This is a genomic window from Acinetobacter sp. 24-47-39 (genome assembly GCF_056783825.1).
Window position 1 is genome coordinate 45,034 of the sequence record NZ_JBWYIP010000008.1, and the last position, 17,207, is coordinate 62,240.

Below are 17,207 nucleotides of genomic sequence, written 5' to 3' on the forward strand. Positions count from 1 at the left end.
TTAAGAAGTTTAATACATGCAACTATAAAACCTATAGCGACATTCAAAAGGAGCGAATATGACGGAACAACTCGCGACCCCAACCAACATGATGCCAAAAGGGCTGATCAAAGGTTGGGTGTTGATACTGATCGCCGCTTTTATTTCTTATGGACTCTATCAAGTCTTACCCTATGATGAAAACGCCAATAAAGGGTTGGCATTACTCTGCTTTATCGGCATTTTATGGCTGACTGAGGCTATCCATATCACCGTTACTGCCCTATTGGTACCTGTACTCGCGGTTCTCCTCGCGATGCCTATGGCTAAAGGCGATGAGCTTATACCAATCACAACACAAGCGGCATTAGCTACATTTGCAGATCCTGTGATTTTTTTATTTTTTGGTGGCTTCGCATTGGCGACCGCTTTGCATATTCAAAAGCTGGATAAAAAAATTGCGATGTGGATCATCTCTATGTCTGGTGGTCATCTCGGCATCTCTGTAATGGCGATTTTTGCTGTAACAGCACTTTTATCTATGTGGATTTCAAATACGGCAACTGCTGCAATGATGTTACCGCTTGCTCTTGGTTTACTTTCTCACTTGGATTTAACCAAAGACCGAAAAACATTTGTTTTTATCCTGTTAGGTATTGCCTATTCTGCAAGTATTGGTGGCTTGGGGACGATGGTTGGCTCTCCACCAAATGCAATTGCAGCAAAAGCTTTAGACTATGATTTTGCAGATTGGATGAAAATCGGTTTACCGATGATGCTGCTTATTTTACCTGCCATGCTCTTGAGTCTTTATCTGGTACTTAGACCTAAGCTCAATCATAAAGTGCAATTTGTGACTGAGGATATTCCTTGGACGGGTACTCGAATTGCAACAATGGTATTGTTTGTCTGCACAGCTATCGCTTGGATCTTCAGTAAAAAGCTCACCGATACTTTTGGTATCACTCAACCTGATACGTGGATTGCTGTGTTAGCAGCATGCTTGGTCGTGATTATCGGTACTGCAACATGGAAACAAGTCGCTGAAAATACAGATTGGGGCGTCTTATTTCTATTTGGTGGTGGTTTAACCCTCAGTGCAATTTTAAAAGATTCAGGCAGTTCATTGGTGCTTGGTCAAACGCTTGCCAATGCCTTTGGGGATGCCTCCCCACTCCTCATTATTTTCGTCGTTGCTACGTTCATTATCTTCTTGACTGAATTCACCAGTAACACTGCATCAGCTGCACTGTTAGTACCAGTATTTGCAGCAATTGCAGATCAAATGGGCATGCCTAAGGAAATTTTAGTCATTGTGATCGGCATTGGTGCTTCTTGTGCATTTATGCTTCCTGTTGCGACACCACCAAATGCCATCGTGTTTGGTACCGGACATATTCAACAGTCTGAAATGATGAAAGTCGGATTCGTCCTGAATATAATGTGTATTTTCATTGTGTCACTATTTATCTATTGGTTCTTTAGCTAATTTAAAAAATGTTCAAAAAGAAAAAAGCACGATATCGTGCTTTTTTCTTGTCGATTCAAAGCCAGTCTTTTATTTATTTTGCAACACCCAACCAAGTGAATTTTTGTGGTACGGCATCTAGCTTGATACTGCGTTCAATCTTGGCGGATTTCAAATCAATCTCATGAATCTGTTTCGTCACCACATTATTGATGAAAACACGATCTTGCTGACCATGCGCAATCAGCGCTGCCTTCTCTATCGCTTCTGAACCTTGCTCAATCACTTGAATACGATGTTTCACTGTCCAAGACTCAGTATCTAAAATCACCAATTGCCCCAATGAATCGAGTATCACGAAATAATCGCCAGATTGGCTATACGTCTGCTGGAGACGTTTCACATTGGTATATTTCTCAGTCCATGGAATTTGTTGAACTAGCTTATTTGCACCATTGATAATGAATAAATCAGGTGTAGTGGATGCCAATCCAACTAGCTCTTGCGCATTGGCTTGGCCGACGACTGTACCAATACGAACATCCAACTTAATCTTCGAGTCTTTAAAAAGACCTGCAACACCATGCTCGACAAGCAATACGCCGTCTTCACAGCCAAATGCACTATAACCTTTAACCGATGAAGCACCGTGCAAACCTGGACACGTATTTTGTAAATTATTTTGACCATGGAAATGATCACCATGCAGTTCGTAATTTCTCACCACACTTGCTAATGTTTCGCCTGATCCTGAATATGAACTCAATACATACTCACCCAACGGTTCAGCTACACCATGATGTTTAAATGGCAGCTTTTGCGATGCCACATTTTTTGAAGCGATTCCTGCATCTGTAAATACATCAAATTTTGATGTTTCAGTCTCGCTACCATCATAAAAAATAGCAGCCTGACCATTAAAATTCCGATAATGCGTAGGTGCAGCACCATTGAGTTGGAAGTTCAATAACTGAGGTGAAGCAGTTCCCTTATCACTTAAACCGCTGTCATAAAAATTAACAGTTCCACCAACTCGATCCATCAAGATGCCATAACGTGCACTTGGACTGCTATGTAACGCAAATGGCATCGTCTTCAGTTGTTTAACATCGATAACTTTTTGCTGTTCTAAATCGAATAAACTCAATTCTGGTCGATCGACTTGATCATTGATGATCAAAAGTCTCCCCTCTTGATTTACCACAGTTGTTGGTTTTTCAGGCGGATTATTCTGATTTGATTTGTTGTTATCACTACCACCACATGCTGTCAGTAAAATAGCTGAAAGCAAAATGCTGATCTTTGGTAATTGGTTTTTCATGGAGATCATCTCTTATTATGACAATACATTACATTTGAAATGTTATAACATAACATTTATAACATAGTGATACAGAGATTCAAAGATTTATTCATTATCTCCTATGGAATATTCCCAATGAGACGCCAAAAGTTAAAGTAAAAATGAAATCAACTGAGGTTTATTTCATGCCATCTGATTAAAAACTTCGACATCTAGGAAAGAACACTACAGATGTCGTTCTGCTCCAAGTTTGCAAACTTTTTAGCAATTGAGTTGGCCGCACAAATTTATGGACTAACCTTTGCCACTCCCTGCTAAAGTCCTTATAATTGAGCGCAATTTTTCTCTAATTTTAAGTGGAAGACCATGAGTCGCGCCATATCGCATATTGATACTTTCCAAGGCTTAATTCTTGCCTTACAAAACTACTGGGCGGAGCAAGGCTGCGTCGTGTTACAGCCTTACGACATGGAAATGGGTGCAGGTACATTCCACACTGCAACTTTCCTACGCGCATTAGGGCCTGAAACTTGGAACGCTGCATACGTTCAACCTTCACGTCGTCCAAAAGACGGTCGTTATGGTGAAAACCCAAACCGTTTGCAACATTACTACCAATTCCAAGTGGTACTTAAGCCAAACCCAGACAACATCCAACAGTTGTATCTTGACTCGCTTAAAGCGATTGGTATCGATCCGTTGGTACATGACATTCGTTTCGTAGAAGACAATTGGGAATCTCCAACGCTTGGCGCGTGGGGCTTAGGTTGGGAAGTATGGTTAAACGGTATGGAAGTGACTCAGTTCACTTATTTCCAACAAGTTGGTGGTGTTGAATGCTACCCTGTTACTGGTGAAATCACTTACGGTCTTGAGCGTCTTGCAATGTACTTGCAAGGTGTAGACTCAGTTTACGATTTGGTTTGGACCAAAGGTCAGTTCGGCACTGTGACTTACGGTGACGTGTTCCATCAAAACGAAGTTGAACAATCAACATATAACTTTGAATATGCACCTGTCGATAAACTGTTTGAACTCTTCGACTTCTACGAAGCTGAAGCAACACGTTTAATCGAAGCGGAACTTCCACTTCCTGCATACGAACAAGTGATCAAAGCATCGCATAGCTTTAACTTGTTAGATGCACGTGGTGCAATCTCGGTGACTGAACGTCAGCGTTATATCTTACGTGTGCGTACATTGGCGCGTTCAATTGCAAATGCCTATGTGGCTGCACGTGCGAAACTTGGTTTCCCAATGGCAGAACCAGCATTACGTGATGAAGTATTGGCACAGTTAAAGGCACAAGTTGAAGCAGAAGCAAAATCTGAGGAGAGCAAATAATGTCTAAACATACCGTTTTGTTCGAATTAGGTTGTGAAGAACTTCCACCAAAAAGCTTAAAAAAATTACGTGATGCACTGCAAGCTGAAACTGTAAAAGGCTTAAAAGATGCAGGTCTTGCATTCGACTCGATCGAAGCCTATGCAGCACCACGTCGTCTTGCCCTTAAAATCGTAAACGTTGATGGCGCGCAAGCGGACACGCAAAAACGTTTTGATGGCCCTGCTAAACAAGCAGCGTTTGATGCTGAAGGTAACCCAACTAAAGCGCTTGAAGGCTTTATGCGTGGTCAAGGCATCACGGTTGATCAAATCTCGACTTTTCAAGCGGGTAAAGTCGAAAAAGTTTGCTATTTAAAAGACGTGAAAGGTCAAAGCCTTGATGCTTTACTTCCACAAATTTTACAAAATGCTTTGGACAATCTTCCAATCGCAAAACGTATGCGTTCAGCGGCAAGCCGTACCGAATTTGTACGACCAGTAAAATGGGTGGTATTGCTTAAAGACAACGACGTTGTTGATGCAACAATTCAAGATCACAAAACAGGTAACGTAACATTTGGTCATCGTTTCCACGCACCTGAAGCAATTACTTTAACGCACGCTGATGAATACTTAGCGAAGTTAAAAGCAGCTTACGTTGTGGCAAACTTTGAAGAGCGTCAAGCAATCATTGACGGTCAAGTCAAAGCATTGGCGGATGAAGTAAATGCGATTGCAATTGTGCCTGCTGACCTTCGTGATGAAGTGACTGCATTGGTTGAATGGCCTGTTGCACTTCGTGCAAGCTTCGAAGAACGTTTCCTTGCTGTTCCTCAAGAAGCATTGATTACTACAATGCAGGACAACCAAAAATACTTCTGCTTAGTCAATAGCGACAATAAGCTTCAACCATACTTCATTACTGTGTCAAATATTGAGTCTAAAGACCCGACACAAATTATTGAAGGTAACGAGAAAGTTGTTCGTCCACGTTTGTCTGATGCTGAATTCTTCTTCTTACAAGACCAAAAACAACCGCTTGCTTCTCGTAAAGAGAAATTAGCAAACATGGTCTTCCAAGCAGAATTGGGTACGCTTTGGAACAAATCTGAACGTATTGCAAAACTCGCTGTAGCACTCGCGCCAATTACAGGCGCAAATCCTCAAGACGCTGAAAAAGCTGCGCTTCTTGCAAAATGTGACTTAACGTCTGAACTCGTGGGTGAATTCCCTGAACTTCAAGGGATTGCGGGGACTTACTACGCACGTCTTGAAGGCGAAAATGATGAAGTTGCTGAGTCTTTAGGTGAGCAGTATTTACCTAAATTCGCAGGTGACGTTTTACCGAAGACCAAAACAGGTACAACGATTGCCCTTGCTGACCGTTTAGATACTTTGACGGGTATTTTCGGTATTGGTCAAGCGCCTACAGGTTCTAAAGACCCATTTGCGCTTCGTCGTTCTGCAATTGGTATTTTACGTCTAGTGACTGAAAACGAGCTTGATGTATCCATTGAAGATTTGATCAAACTTGCACTTGCTGCTTATGGCGATGTATTGAAAGATCATGACAAGACTTTAAATGATGCTGTTGGATTCCTTGAAGGCCGTTACCGTGCGAAATACGAAGACCAAGGCGTTGCTGTAGATGTGATTCAAGCCGTTCAAGCGTTGTCTCCAAAATCACCACTTGATTTTGACAAACGTGTAAATGCGGTAAATCACTTCCGTGCATTACCTGAAGCGGCTGCGCTTGCTGCTGCAAACAAGCGTGTTGCAAACATTCTTGCGAAAGAAGCTGCACCTGAAGGCGCTGTGGTTGAAGCAAACTTGGTTGAAGATGCTGAGAAAGCATTGTTCGCTGAACTTGCGAAAATTACGCCTGTGGTTGAGCCGTTATTTGCTGCGAAAGACTACACTGCTGCGTTGTCTGCACTTGCTGCACTTCGTGCACCTGTTGATGCGTTCTTTGATGGTGTGATGGTGATGGCTGATGATGCTGAATTAAAAGCGAACCGTTTACGTATGCTTGCACAGCTTCGTGATTTGTTTACGAAAGTGGCTGATATTTCGGTGTTACAGCACTAAGTTGAATTTGAAATAAGCTTAAAACCCTGCTAGAAATAGTGGGGTTTTTTATTAAAAATTTTGAGTAAATTATTCCTATTTTTAATCATCCCATAAAAAAGTAAGTTCCTCTTATCATATTTGACTATTGTGAGACATCTTAAAATAGGAAATCCAGAATGTTAGACACATGTATCAAAGCAGTGGATTTGATATTAGATGCAATATATTCAACAGGTGAAAGACACCAACTACTATCTGAATTTGGGATTCGTGAACCAGATAGCCCTATTTGGTCTAGCACACTTGGTACTTCAATCTATGTGAGAAATGAAAAAACATACTCTAAAGCTATTTTTTACATTAGACAAAATGGTGTTCCATATCTATCAGAACTTCCTATATCAGAACTAAAACGACAAGTAACTCAATTTTTAACAGAAAATTTCTGGTACATCAAAGACGGGGAATTTTCCCGTAATCCAAATTTATCCTACAACTTACAAATCCCTTTTAATGCAAAATTGCAATTAGCTAGGGCATTAATGATCTCACCGCTTTTTCAAACAACTCATATAATTTTTCTATACCCATTTAATTCCTTTTCCACAGAAAATAACTTAAGGCTAGAAAGTTTTTTTATAGTAAATAGCTCTAATCTAAGCTCTAAAGATCTAAATATTTCTAATGATGACTTCAAGCAATTTAATTTTAATTATTATCCTAGCATTATTGATAATCAAATAAATCAAAAAAGAATATCGACATGGATTGGTATACATGCTCCAACAGAGAAAATTTCTCAGCGAATGTTATATGCACTTCTCGGTGCAATTTCCTTATTTGAAGACTCAAAAAAGAGATATTGCTTTAATGGCGAACCCAAAGATTCTGGGTGCGCTTATTTTCCAAACGATTATCAATATACTTATAAAGAGACCGCAGATTTACTACCAAGCTTATATTTCAAATTAAAAATTGGAAATGATCTATCAACTCATTTGAAAGATATCTCTAATTTTATGAGCTCTATGAGTAAAGAAAGCGAAAGGAGTATTTTAGCTTTAACTAATTTTTATAAAAGTTGGTTTGAAGATGAAGCTGGACAATATAGAACTCTTTGTACTTGTATTGAATCCTTAATTGAAGATACTAGTACTAAGAGTTCCCAAAAATTTAAAAATTTATGTCTACAATATTCAAATAAATTTGATAACAACCAAATCCGTCATTTACTAAATATTAGAGGCTCTATTGTTCATGGAAAAGCCCCTCACCTATCTGATAGCTCATACTATGACTCTTATTTTGAGACCTATTTATCGGAACCATTAGCCGATCTTTTAAATATTGTTGAAATCGTCTTAAAAGGTCATATTTTTAACATCTGAGAGTAAAAAATGAAATTTCTAAATTTTGTTATTGCATTATCAAGTAGCTTAACCCTTACAGCCTGTTCAACTACACCAACGAATCCAAACGCCCCTATCGTATTAGAACAACACAAAAACATCGCTGTTGAACCTGAAACTCAACACAATATTGCTCGCCTCATTAAACAAAAAGACAACTGCCTCATTGAATTTACAGGCAACTTTGAGACAGGCAAAGCTACTGAATACTGGTTCTTCCAAGGGGAAAAACTGATTTCAGCACATTCAAATTTAGATGCAGATGTCGAGAACAAACAAACCGTATTTGATATTCAAGATTCGACGAAAAAATCCAACTTTAACGCGCTAAAAAACCACTTTAACGCGCAAAATCTTCAACAGTGTGAACATTTCTAAGGCTCTAAACACCATTCATCTGATCATTCATAAACTACAACAGCACAATTGGCTAAAACCAACTGTGCTTTTTTATAAGTGGGGAGTATAAAATGACTCGACCAGTGCCAAGTCTCACAATAGATAGGTTTGAGTGAAAGGCTATCTCAGGTAGTTTCACATAAGATTAAAAAAATCGAATGATGCAAATTTCAATCATGGCTTGGATTTGATTATACCTAAACCGTAAAGTGGCCATTTATGATTAGGTTTAATATTATTCACAACCATCGCAATCACTACTAAAGCCACAGATCCTAAAAGCACAGGAAATATGAGGAAATTCCATCCATAGCTGATTGAATCTGCTGTTAATAAAATGACCAATGGATTTGCTCCAGCTGGGGGATGCACACATCTAAAAAATTGCATTAAGGCAATCGCACACCCAACTGATAAAGCTACAGTCAAAATCGAATCAGGAAAGAATTTAAGAAAAAATAGACCGATAAAAGCAGAAATAAAATGACCAAAAATCACATTTCTAGGTTGAGCTAATGGCGACTGTGATACTGCATAAAGAATTACACAAGTTGCGCCAAAAGGCGCCATGATATAAATATTTCCCGTTAATTTACTCAACAAAAGTAGCAAAAAAATACTAATTGTTCCTCCAATAAAGCTCCGAATCATTTCGTGCGGTTTAGGAAAAGCAGTAAGTTTTTCTTTTCCTTCAAAAATTGAAAGCATACTGATATCGCCTTTTTAATATTGTTTTAAAAGCATAATACAGATAAAATAAAAATAGTACAGATCTGTACTATTTTTATTTTCAGGATTGCAAGGATGTCAAAATCAGCATTAAAAATTCTTGATACAGCAGAAAAACTATTTAACCAAAATAGCTTTGTTGGCGTAGGTGTAGACTTAATTCGAGATCAATCAGGGTGTTCGAAAACCACGATGTACACGTACTACAAAAATAAGATGCAGTTGGTTGAATCCGTTCTCAAAGCTCGTGATGAAAAATTTAAAGAGAGTTTGTTTCAATATATCGGCAAATCAGAAGATCTTGCTGCAATAAACAAAATTTTTGATTGGCATATGCAGTGGTTTCAGCAAGATTCCTTTAAAGGATGCTTATTCGTTAGAGCTGTTGCTGAATCGAACCAAGACGATAAATCTATAATCTCAGTTGCTCAAAATCATAAGGAATGGATAAAAGAATTAATATCAACACATTGCTTGAATATGGGCCGACAAGACTTATCGGAATTAATTTACACACTAATAGAAGGATTAATTAGCCGATTCTTGGTAGATGGATTTGATCCTCAACTTGGTGCTCTGATTAAGAAAAATATAAATCATCTATTAGAGGAATGACTTTGATTTAAAGCTGCGCATATTTTGCCTAAATCAGTATTGCTTCAGATATCAGAGTAAAAAAATTTGATTAATCACGATTTTTCATAAAGGTAAAAGACTCACATAGCGCTGAGTTTCTACAGTTTCAATAAAAGCTCCTGATTGGCATAAATGATCACAATTTATAATTTTCTTTAGAAATCAGATAGAAGAAATATCTTCTAAATTATGATTAATTTATATACAGTTGTATTTTTTAAACTGACCCAATCAATATTTTTTTATATTAAAAATAAAATACTTAATCAAAACATCATTGCCAATCCGACAAACAGCAAGACCCCAACTTGTTAGTTAAACTAAACAGTGGTACAACATCAAAGCCTAATCTGAATTATCTTTTTTGATCAGATTAGGAGACATAAAAATAAAATGAATGGAACGATTTGGCTTTATGCATATTTCATTCTTCACTCAAGCACGACTACAAAAATGAAAAACAAAAAGGAATTATGTAATGAAATTGCTAAATTCTTTCTATGCTGCTGTTGGCATCGGTGTCACGATACTTGCGACCACCATTGGCATAGCAAATAAAACAATTAATCCAACACCAAATGTGACACCAGACTTAAGCTATTTAAGTCCTCAACCCGACCCAGTGACCTCCCCAGATGTCACGCTCCCAGGTACTCCCGTTGCATTAAAAAACACCCGACTCGGAACTAGACAATCTCCGAGTCAACCTCAAGTCCCATCACTTTCCAATGCCAATGCTCAATGGCAATTGTATGATCGACCTGCTGAATATCCTAAGTCGGTGACCTTGCCAGCACAGTGGATTACCATGCGTGATGGAACGCGAATCGCCACTTATGTCACGCTCCCTGCGGATGAGTCAGGTCGTCCTATCAATGCAAAATTCCCTGTGATTGTTATTCAAACGGCCTATAGCGCAGGGGTTGCAGGTAAGGTTTCAGCAATAGCAGGTGGTGCAGACCCTGAAATGGTGAAACGTGGCTATGCAACAGTCGTTGCAGATGTTCGTGGAACAGGTAACTCTACAGGTAAGTGGGAAGCTTTTGGCAAAGTTGAACAACAAGATGCTTATGAAATTATTGACTGGTCAAGTAAACAAAGCTTCTCTGATGGAAATGTCGGCTTATATGGCGTTTCTTATTTAGGAATCACGGCGATGCTGGGTGCAGCGACACAACATCCAGCGATCAAGGCAGCGTTCCCAATCGTACCTATGGGTGATGCGTACCGTGATATTCTTTTCAATGGCGGACAGCTAAATACGAACTTCATTCCACTTTGGATGAGTTTGATTACACTGTTGGGTACTTTACCGATTGATACCTTGGTGCAAGACCCGATTACTGGAAAACTGACCGCACTCGATAAAATTATTAACAGTACAGAATTCCAAATACCGCTTTTTGCCAATGCTCTAAAAGGCAAAGCTGATGCTTTTGATAATGACTTTTGGCAAGAAAGATCGCTGTTAGAACAAGCCAATAATATTAAAGTTCCGACTTTTATTGTCGGGGGAACACGTGATTTGTTCCAACGCAGTGAACCGCTTTGGCATGAAGCATTAAAAGGTCATACCACAGTAAAAACCTTTATTGGACCTTGGGCACACATTCAAGCCGCACAACTTTTCCCAAGTTTGCCTAAAGGTAATGTACCGCGTTTAGACAAAATGCAACTTCAATGGTTTGATCAATATTTAAAAGGCATCAACACTGGCGCTGAAACTCTACCTAATGTCACACAATGGGTGCACGGTTATGAAGATTATGTCGTCAGTACGGATTGGCCGCATGTAGCATTAGAACCTGATCGTTTATTCTTAAATACACGTGGAAATCTTGCAAAAGATCGACCAACGTCAAGCTCTGGTGAAAACTACTTATTACAAGCGCCAACTTTCGGTTTATGCTCAAGTACTGTTGAACAAGTTCTCATTGGTGCAACGTCTATCCTACCGTTCCCATGTCTGGAAAATAGCAACTTGGCGAATATTCCTGCTTCAGTCTTTAACTCAGTACCTTTAACTGAAGACTATTATTTAAATGGACCGATACAAGCTGACTTGTGGATTTCATCCAGCTCTAAAGACAGTGGTTTAGTCGTACGTGTATCCGATGTGGACCCAAGAACGGGCAATGCTAAAACATTAAGCACGGGTATTATCACAGCGTCCATGCGTAAAGTTGACGAATCACGTTCTCGTTATATCAAAGGACAAATGATTCAACCTTGGCATACATTTAAAGCATCGGATATTCAGCCTTTAGACAAAAACAAGCCAGTCTTGGTCAATGTTGAGATTCCAGCAACTGCTGCGCTTATTCCTAAAGGACATCGTATTCAAATTTCGGTGGTTTCCAGTGATGTATGGAAAGGCGTTGCCCCATTACCAAGTTTAACTTCATCGCTTTTGGGATCGATTTCGATCTATTCGAATTCACAATACCCATCAAGCGTGGTTTTACCAAAAGTCCCGACTCAATATCTGAAGCATTAATTTTTAGATTTCTTATAAACAGCGTCTGAGCATGAATCCATGCTCAGACTTTTTTTATGTTGAATATATTGGTTTGATCAACACTTGTCTTAGAATCGGAGGATAAACTTTACTTTTAATTTTACTGTCCACGATCGAATGCACACAATGTAGTGTTGTATCCTAAAAGCCTTTAAGCGATGCAAGATGAATAAAAATTGTAGCGTTAATCATTAAAACTGCCGAGGCACAACGTTACAGATACATTTCAACATTGAAACAGCCCCATCGCTCATGTAGTTTGCTTGGAAACTGATAAAAAATTCAAAAGTTTTGTACAGATGAGGCGATTGAGTCACAGCGCCACCCATACAGAACTGAGAAGAGGATCCTTCATGAACATAATGAAAACGATGCTGGTAAGTTGTATTACGCTATGCTCAGCAACTACATTTGCTCAAGACTCTACTTTAACAGGCAACAATCCTGCTTACGGTGACAATCCAAATTTAGCCAAAGTACTTGCAGTCAAAGCACAAGAGACTTTGCAAAATACAGCCAATACCGTTGATGATGCGACCAAGCGTGGTATTGCTAAAATCAAGCCATCCGTCGATTCAGCTTGGCAAAACACCAAAGAATTCACCAATGAAAAAGCGGTTGCATTACGTGACGGTGCTCGTCAAGGCGTAGATACAACTGTTAAATCTGTGCAGCATGCTAAACAGAACCTCGTCGGTGCAGGTGGCGTTCCCATCGAAAGAGGCAGTTTGAGTCAACCCAACCCAACGACAGCACCTGCTGTCACAGCCTCCCCTACTCCAACTACTGCATCGGTCGCTTTACCCGTTCAAGAAAATTCAGTCAACCTTGAAACTGCGCAATCAGCCAACACCACGCTAGCAAGTCAAAATCAAGCACCTGAAGCAGAACCAACCATTCAGCGTCAAAGTGTTGCTTTACCTAATAGTGGAGCTACCACCTCTAGTCCAGCTGTAGATGACAGTGATGCAGGTGTCCCACGTTAACCCATGTCGTTTTATTCAAACCTAAGTGGAGTTTATTTATTAGGTTGAGTTTATTTATATCTCTTCAAGAAAAAAGGTGCTTCTCACAGCACCTTTTTTATTACTTAACTTCAGTTAACTTGACGAATCGGTTGACCCGCTTTAAATGCAGCTGCGTTTTCCTGTACTTGTTGCACAATACGTTGACGTGCTTCAACGCTTCCCCATGCACTGTGTGGTGTAATAATGAGATTAGGGATATCCGAATTCAATAACACATTGCCTTGCTGAGGCGGTTCTATACTCAATACATCAGTCGCTGCCCCTGCGATTCTCCGATTTATTAGTGCTTCCGCCAATGCTTGTTCATTCACAATGCCACCACGGGCACAATTAACTAAATATGCACTTTCTTTCATTAGACTGAATGCTTCTGCATCAATTAAGTCGCGTGTTGTTTCAGTTAATGGACAATGTAAGCTAATAAAGTCTGATTGACGCAGCAAGCTTTCTAAACTGACACGATCAGCGGCTGCAGGTCGTCCTGGTAAATGAGCCACAATCACCTTCATACCAAAGGCTTCAGCCAATTTCGCTACGGCTTGACCAAGTTCACCATAGCCCAAAATCCCTAAGGTCTTACCATTCAATTCAGCAATGGGGAAATCTAATAAACAGAATTGTGATGCTTTATTCCATTCACCCGCACGAACTGCACGATCATATTGAATAAAAGACGTTGCCAAGTTCAGCATCAACATCATGGTATGTTGAGCTACAGCGGCAGTACCATATGCCTGACAGTTACATACCACAATGTTTTGAGCTTTTGCTTGGATTAAATCGACATTATTGGTGCCTGTGGCTGAAATTAAAATTAATTTAAGCTGCGGTCGTTGTTGCATCATGTCTGCCGTAATCACCACTTTATTGGTCACCACCACATCTACATCCGCAATGCGTTCAAGCACTTGATCTGGATCAGTGCGCTCAAAGAATGTTACCTCATCAAAGACTTGATACCACCCCGAAAAATCTAAATCATTCTGATCGAGAGAGAATTGATCCAAAAAAACAGCTTTCACGTTGAACCTCAGCAATATTGATCTGCATTTCGACTGCAAGATTTTCATGATAATTCAACTGATTGTAAGCTTAATTGTAGGTCAACAATAGCTGATTTGACTGGTTTTTTGTCTCAGATTGCGTCGTTGCTGCACGCTGTGCTTTTAGGGAAAATTGATCTTCTTTCAGCGCATTTAAATATGCCGTTGCCAAACGATACGCCTCCTCACAAATACGTTCAGAAATCCGATCTTCTGTGTAATAACCATGTTTCATACAAGTAAAGATCATTTCAATAATGATCAACATACTGTCAGGTTGTTGTGGTAAATAATCATCTACCCGAATTGCTTTAAGTGCATCTCTTAAATCTTGACTGAACTGTTTGAGTTCCATTTGATGACGTAAATACACTTGTCGGTTCAGTGGACCTGACAATATTAATAATCGTGCCACAGCAGATTCATTATAAAACTTGGCAGTGGTTTCAATCACAGCTGCAGCCACCATTCGACCATAAGCCGCCATACTTTCGTGCGGATGTTCGCGTATGACGTTTAAACCAGCTTCCTTGAGCAAGCTTACTAGTTTCTGCAAATGCAACTGTGCCATATGATGCAACAGATCATATTTTGTCGGAAAGAACTGATAAATACTCGCTCTTGGAATGTCTGAAGCATTGGCAATTTCAGGAATTGAAATTGACTCTAAGCCCATTTTAACTAAAAGTTTTTCAGCGGTTTGAATCACCTGCATAACACGACGATGTGTACGCGATTGTTTTGGAGGATTCATTCCTGTTTCAGTTTTTGCAATTTTCTTTTTATTCATTTGTCCCACCTAAATTCCATTTATATGGGTTTTTTTGTGCTCAAGTAGACACGTGAAAGATGCATGAATATTCCGATATTCATGAATACATCATCATTTGAATCATTCAAATTCGTTATATATTGCCTGATCTTAGCAACGAAACAGAGTCATTCCGTCGCTTTCGTTACAAAATAAACACGGGTAAATTTTAAACAATATCGCTTTTTACGACAGATTGAGACCTATCACACACTCTATATTTTTTACTTAAAGATAAAAAAAGCGCTGATGCGCTTTGATCAATAACTATGAAAAATTCAGCCTTACTCCACTGAAAATTTTTCTGCCTCACCAACAGTGTCTGATTCAAAAATACAGTTTCCTAACTCATCGCAGTGCATATAGAGATGCTTATAACTGATACTAAAGAAACCTTCGCCCTTTTTCACAATCAAAGGGCTCATATCCGCACTCAGCACATCATCCATTTTGATCAATTTGGTAACACGGCGATCATTCATACAAATGAGATAGTGCTGTTTTTTAATTTCAATCTGGGCCAATCCAGTACTTTCCACATGTAATGGAATAATGTACTTACCATTAATATCAATCACATGTTGTTCATAGCTTTCTAATTTTTGGGTGATCACGTTAAAGACCAAGACTTTGCCAAAGCTGTCATGAAGTTGTGTTTTATTTTCAAATGGCAAATGAATCGAAATACCAAGCTTTTGTAAATCTTGTTCATCAACTCTTTTATTGGTCAGTAAGATACGTGTAATCGTCTGTTTAAGACTGGCATCAAAAAAGCTACTGTCTAGTTGTAGATCGATGGTTTTTAAAATATTACCTAATGCTTCATTGTGGGTGCCAAGCAGATGTGCGATCACGCTTCGATAGTAAAATTTACTGTTCTTTTTAACTGCTCGAATCTGGCGATAAAAGTAGGTGGCATCAAATTCATGTTCAATAAAATCATGCAATAACGCAGAATTTGCTAATACAGCAACCGCATCATGGCCTGTATAAGGTAAATGTAGTGTATTGAGTTGAGGAATAAGCGGCTTGATTTTTTCATAGTGCTCGCGATCTAGATCAAAGTAAGGATCATAAACCACGATATATTCTGCATCGCACGCAATATCTGTCGCGGCAATTTGCATGTCAGCATTGACCTTAGGATCGTAAAAATCAGTATAACGGCGGTCTTCAATTTCAGCAGGATTAATTGAATATTGCGGCACCATAGAAACCACGCGTGCTGCGCCTAATCGCTTACTGTACTTAATCGCTGCGTAGCCGCCCATAGAACCACCATAAGCCACGACACGCTGAAATTGATTCAACAAAGGCAATATTTGCTCGATTAGAGCGTGCATGCTCTGTGATGGGAACCATGACTTTTGTTTTGGCATGATACCTATGACATTGTAGTCATATTTGGCTAAGGATTTTTCAGCATTAATGGCATTGCCTTTGGCACGACTGATCAAGTCACCAAAAGAGAGAACCAATGTTTCTGTTGTTCCTTTTAAATAAATTGCTCTGATGTGTTCGTCTTCAAATACTATTTGCTTATCCATTGCAATTCCGAAAAAGGGTTCTCATCATTTGGTTTGCAAAATGAATCAATCGTTCACTTGCTTACATCACATTGTCGGTGTCATATTTTATAGATACTGTTCAGATTAAAAAGCGCAAAATATGACACATTCACTTCATCCTGCTGCTGAAAATGGGTTTAGTTCTGCGGCTGAACTTTATCAACAAGTCCGACCAAATTATCCACAGGCTATCGTCACGTGGTTGAAAGATGAGTTGAATATTCATCCTGATGCAGTTGCGATTGACTTAGGTTCGGGGACAGGAAAATTCCTGCACTATCTAAAACAAGTCACCTCGAACATAATCGCCGTCGAACCGATTCCAGCAATGCTCGAACAATTGAAAATAGTACATCCTGAGGTGAAGACACTACAAGCATCAAGCCATCAAATTGCGCAATCAACGCATAGTGTTGATGCTATTTTATGCGCACAGTCATTTCATTGGTTTGCTGAACGCCAAACATTGCAAGAAATGCATCGCCTTCTTAAACCTCAAGGACATTTAGGTCTAGTCTGGAACCAACGAGATATCTCAGTGGATTGGGTCAAAGCATTGGCAGATTACATCGCACCTTTTGAGTCCGATACGCCACGCTTTCACAGTGACCAATGGCAAAATGTATTTCAGCAGCAAGAATTATTTGAATACCAAAGTTTAAGCACCTTCACTCAGCATCAAGTCGGCAGTGTTGAACAGGTCGTCAGCAAACGACTCCTATCTACCAGTTTTATTGCGGCAATGTCAGCGGCAGACCAAGCAAAAATGAAGACAGCATTTGAATCGATCGTATTTGAACATACGGGACTCACGCCCCATGACGAAGTTTCCTTTCCTTATGTCACTTATGCCTATCACTATCGTGCGCGATAAACTAAACTTAATCTCGATCATTCATTAAAAAAACCAACAGAGGATTG

At 39.4% G+C, this 17,207-nt stretch carries 14 protein-coding genes; 9 read left to right on the top strand and 5 right to left on the bottom strand.

The genetic code is table 11. The annotated features are described in order from the left end of the window. Nucleotides 1-58: 58 nt before the first annotated feature. Nucleotides 59-1,468 carry an SLC13 family permease gene (locus tag AC1M9C_RS08595; RefSeq protein WP_481953532.1) on the top strand — a complete coding sequence of 470 codons (1,410 nt, stop codon included), beginning with the start codon at nucleotides 59-61 and terminating at the stop codon, nucleotides 1,466-1,468. 73 nt (nucleotides 1,469-1,541) lie between these two features. Here AC1M9C_RS08595 and AC1M9C_RS08600 read toward each other — a convergent pair whose 3' ends face one another. Continuing rightward, entirely contained in the window at nucleotides 1,542-2,768 is a 1,227-nt protein-coding gene (locus AC1M9C_RS08600; protein WP_481953533.1) for a hypothetical protein, read from the bottom strand. Between the two features lie 348 nt (nucleotides 2,769-3,116). Between AC1M9C_RS08600 and glyQ the strand changes: the two genes are divergently transcribed. The 4 genes from glyQ (at nucleotide 3,117) to AC1M9C_RS08620 (ending at nucleotide 7,932) form a co-directional block, all read left to right on the top strand. Next, the gene (gene glyQ / locus AC1M9C_RS08605; protein ID WP_481953534.1) at nucleotides 3,117-4,094 is read left to right on the top strand and encodes a glycine--tRNA ligase subunit alpha; all 978 of its coding nucleotides are present in this window, start codon (nucleotides 3,117-3,119) and stop codon (nucleotides 4,092-4,094) included. After that, nucleotides 4,094-6,163 (top strand): glycine--tRNA ligase subunit beta, encoded by a 2,070-nt coding sequence (gene glyS, locus AC1M9C_RS08610; protein ID WP_481953535.1) that lies wholly within the window; start codon nucleotides 4,094-4,096, stop codon nucleotides 6,161-6,163. The genes glyQ and glyS overlap by 1 nt, the downstream gene beginning before the upstream one ends. A gap of 158 nt (nucleotides 6,164-6,321) precedes the next feature. Next, nucleotides 6,322-7,533: a hypothetical protein gene (locus AC1M9C_RS08615; RefSeq protein ID WP_481953536.1), complete on the top strand. Its 1,212-nt coding sequence runs from the start codon at nucleotides 6,322-6,324 to the stop codon at nucleotides 7,531-7,533. A 9-nt stretch (nucleotides 7,534-7,542) separates the two neighbouring features. Continuing rightward, nucleotides 7,543-7,932: a hypothetical protein gene (locus tag AC1M9C_RS08620; RefSeq protein WP_481953537.1), complete on the top strand. Its 390-nt coding sequence runs from the start codon at nucleotides 7,543-7,545 to the stop codon at nucleotides 7,930-7,932. 195 nt (nucleotides 7,933-8,127) lie between these two features. On the opposite strand, the gene AC1M9C_RS08625 is transcribed toward AC1M9C_RS08620, so the two are convergent. After that, nucleotides 8,128-8,661, bottom strand: coding sequence for an HPP family protein (locus tag AC1M9C_RS08625; RefSeq protein ID WP_481953538.1), 534 nt, complete (start codon nucleotides 8,659-8,661; stop codon nucleotides 8,128-8,130). Between the two features lie 96 nt (nucleotides 8,662-8,757). On the opposite strand from AC1M9C_RS08625, the gene AC1M9C_RS08630 reads away from it, so the two are divergent. The 3 genes from AC1M9C_RS08630 to AC1M9C_RS08640 all read left to right on the top strand — a co-directional run bounded on the left by AC1M9C_RS08630 (nucleotide 8,758) and on the right by AC1M9C_RS08640 (nucleotide 12,822). After that, complete coding sequence (locus AC1M9C_RS08630) at nucleotides 8,758-9,297, top strand: TetR/AcrR family transcriptional regulator (RefSeq protein WP_481953539.1); 540 nt, start codon at nucleotides 8,758-8,760, stop codon at nucleotides 9,295-9,297. Nucleotides 9,298-9,796: 499 nt separating this feature from the next. Further along, on the top strand, nucleotides 9,797-11,815 hold the full coding sequence (locus tag AC1M9C_RS08635; protein ID WP_481953540.1) for a CocE/NonD family hydrolase: 2,019 nt from the start codon (nucleotides 9,797-9,799) through the stop codon (nucleotides 11,813-11,815). A 374-nt stretch (nucleotides 11,816-12,189) separates the two neighbouring features. Next, the gene (locus AC1M9C_RS08640) at nucleotides 12,190-12,822 is read left to right on the top strand and encodes a hypothetical protein (protein ID WP_481953541.1); all 633 of its coding nucleotides are present in this window, start codon (nucleotides 12,190-12,192) and stop codon (nucleotides 12,820-12,822) included. A gap of 110 nt (nucleotides 12,823-12,932) precedes the next feature. Here the strand turns inward: AC1M9C_RS08640 and AC1M9C_RS08645 are convergent, their stop codons facing one another. From AC1M9C_RS08645 to AC1M9C_RS08655, 3 genes are all read right to left on the bottom strand, one after another. Further along, entirely contained in the window at nucleotides 12,933-13,886 is a 954-nt protein-coding gene (locus AC1M9C_RS08645; RefSeq protein WP_481953542.1) for a 2-hydroxyacid dehydrogenase, read from the bottom strand. A 70-nt stretch (nucleotides 13,887-13,956) separates the two neighbouring features. Next, nucleotides 13,957-14,697, bottom strand: coding sequence for a TetR/AcrR family transcriptional regulator (locus AC1M9C_RS08650; RefSeq protein WP_481953543.1), 741 nt, complete (start codon nucleotides 14,695-14,697; stop codon nucleotides 13,957-13,959). 305 nt (nucleotides 14,698-15,002) lie between these two features. Continuing rightward, nucleotides 15,003-16,265 (bottom strand): hypothetical protein, encoded by a 1,263-nt coding sequence (locus tag AC1M9C_RS08655; protein WP_481953544.1) that lies wholly within the window; start codon nucleotides 16,263-16,265, stop codon nucleotides 15,003-15,005. Nucleotides 16,266-16,386: 121 nt separating this feature from the next. On the opposite strand from AC1M9C_RS08655, the gene AC1M9C_RS08660 reads away from it, so the two are divergent. Continuing rightward, the gene (locus AC1M9C_RS08660) at nucleotides 16,387-17,160 is read left to right on the top strand and encodes a class I SAM-dependent methyltransferase (RefSeq protein ID WP_481953545.1); all 774 of its coding nucleotides are present in this window, start codon (nucleotides 16,387-16,389) and stop codon (nucleotides 17,158-17,160) included. Nucleotides 17,161-17,207: the final 47 nt, after the last annotated feature.